Below are 2459 nucleotides of genomic sequence, written 5' to 3'. Positions count from 1 at the left end.
TGAACCGTCCCGGGTTTCGTGCGCACCTTCTTCTGAGGGAAGGATGGCACGATGCCGAGCAAGTACGACGAGAACACCAAGGCCAAGGCGGTGCGGCTGGTCCGAGAGCATCGCGATGACTACGAGACCGAGTGGGCGGCGATGCGCGCGATCTCGGCGCGGTTGGGGATGAGCGCGGAGACGCTGCGCAAGTGGGTGCGCCAGGCCGAGGTGGACGACGGTGAGGCTGCGGGTGTGCCGACTGAGACCGCACGCGAGCTGCGGGAGCTGCGCCGCAAAACCAAGGAACTTGAGCAAACGATCGAAATACTAAAGGCCGCAACAACTTTCTTCGCGCGGGAGTGCGACCCGCTACACCGCTGATCTGCGAGTTCATCGACGAACACAAGGACCGGTTCGGGGTCGTACCGATCTGCCGCGCCCTGGTTATCCAGGGCGTGGCGATCGCCCCGCGCACCTACTGGGCGCACCGGTCGTCGGCGCCGTCGAAACGGGCCCTGTGGGACACCACGATCACCGAGATCCTGGCCGGCGTCTACGAGCCCGACGAGCACGGCAAACGCCCACCGGAGTGCCTGTACGGCAGCCTGAAGATGTGGGCGCACCTGCAGCGCCAGGGCATCCCGGTGGCGCGCTGCACGGTCGAACGGATCATGCGCACCCACGGCTGGCGCGGGGCCACGCGCGCCCGGACGCTACGCACCACCGAGCGCGATCCGGCCGCCGCGAGAGCGCCGGACCTGGTGCGGCGGCGCTTTCATGCCTCGCGGCCCAACCTGCTGGACGTGGCCGACTTCACCTACGTGCCGCTCGATGGCGGCGGGTTCGGCTACACCGCATTCGTCATCGACGCCTATGCCGGGCTGATCGCGGGCTGGGAGTGCTCGTTGACGAAGAACACCGCCTTCGTCGAGCGGTCGATCCGCCAAGCCACGGCCTACCGGGCGCGGCAGGGACATCCGCTTACCGGTGACACGATTCATCACAGCGATGCCGGATCGCAATACACCGCAACACATTTCACTGAGACACTGATGCTGGCCGGACTCGTCCCGTCGATCGGGACCGTCGGGGACGCCCTCGATAACGCGTTGGCCGAAACCACGATCGGGCTCTATAAAACCGAGTGCGTGCGCGAGGGCTCCCCGTTCCGTACCGGACCGATCCGCACCCTCGCCGACCTGGAAAACATCACCTCGGCGTGGGTGCACTGGTATAACACCGCCAGGCTCATGCACCGCCTTGGCCGCCGCCCGCCAGCCGAAGCCGAGGCCGAGTACTACGCCCGGCTGCAAGCCGGTGACCCCATCAGCAGTGCGTAGGCGCGGGTCGCGACGGGGCTGTCACCGAACACCGATGGCAGACTCGGGACTTGTGACGGAGTTGTTGATCGCGGTCAACCCGGACGACGACTCCCGGTTGCGGTTGCTGCTGAGGGTCCCGCTCGCTGGCGGTGACCTGCTGTTTCGCACGTCGGGGACCTGGCCGCGGGAAAAAGCTTTGTTCGCCTACCCGGTAGGGCTGGACGAGTGGCCCGACAATCCGGTGATCGTCGAACGAGTGCCGCTTCGGTCGTGCAGTCGGCGCGGCGCGGCGATCGACGTGATCGCCGACCGGTCCCGGCACAACCGCTCCCAGCTCGTGTTCACCCAGGCTCGTGGCCGCGACGTGGTGTTTTGGCAGTCGCCGCGCACCCGCAAGCAGGCGCGCCCGAACGTGCGCACCCCGACCGCCCGCGCCCACGGCATCGAGGAGCTGCAGATCGTTGTCGACAGCCACGAGCAGTACGCCTACCGGTTCGCAACCCAGCAGGTCACCACGGTCAAGCGGGCGCTGCCGTGCGGGGACTACGGGATCGTCGTCGATGGTCAGCTCGTCGCCAGCGTGGAACGCAAGTCACTGGTCGATCTGGTAGCCAGCCTCACCGGCGGCAAGCTGCGCTACCAGGTCGGTGACCTAGCCGCGCTCCCGCGCGCGGCGGTGGTCATCGAGGATCGCTACTCACAGCTGTTCAAGCTTGACCGCGTCCGTCCCGCGATGGTCGCCGACGGACTCGCCGAGCTCCAGATCCGCTGGCCGAACGTGCCCGTCGTGTTCTGCGAGACCCGCCAGCTCGCCGAGGAATGGACCTACCGGTTCCTCGCCGCCGCCAACGCCTGGGCGACCACTGAACACGCTGCCATGCAACGTATTTCGCCGGTCAGAGTCGACATCGCCCACCTCGACCAGGCACCCGCAGCGCCGACGCCATCCACCGCGGAAGTCCGCGCCTGGGCTCGCAGTACCGGCTTACCGGTACCCGACCGCGGCCGGCTCCGCCCCGAGATCTGGGCTGCTTGGTACGACACCAACTCGTCGAACCGAACCTAAACTCTACCGCCGCGTACTACCCTCACCACCAGATCGGGAAGCACACCGGTCACACGAAACGAGGTGTGCATCAAACCCGGGATGCTTCA

The 2459-nt window shown here is 67.1% G+C and carries 2 protein-coding genes; both read left to right on the top strand.

Annotated features, from left to right (window positions below):
• Positions 1-51: 51 nt before the first annotated feature.
• Positions 52-1322 (top strand): IS3 family transposase gene (locus AWB94_RS32705; RefSeq protein WP_409365953.1). Its coding sequence is split into 2 segments (ribosomal slippage): positions 52-325 and positions 325-1322, totalling 1272 coding nucleotides; the frame shifts between segments, so codons are not numbered across the junction.
• A gap of 52 nt (positions 1323-1374) precedes the next feature.
• On the top strand, positions 1375-2370 hold the full coding sequence (locus tag AWB94_RS32700; RefSeq protein ID WP_062654863.1) for an ERCC4 domain-containing protein: 996 nt from the start codon (positions 1375-1377) through the stop codon (positions 2368-2370).
• Positions 2371-2459: the final 89 nt, after the last annotated feature.

Origin of the sequence: Mycolicibacterium canariasense, assembly GCF_002101555.1 — a bacterium.
Taxonomy (GTDB): Bacteria; Actinomycetota; Actinomycetes; order Mycobacteriales; family Mycobacteriaceae; genus Mycobacterium; species Mycobacterium canariasense.
Note: the sequence above shows the minus strand (reverse complement) of the source record. Positions and strands in the feature narration are given on the sequence as shown.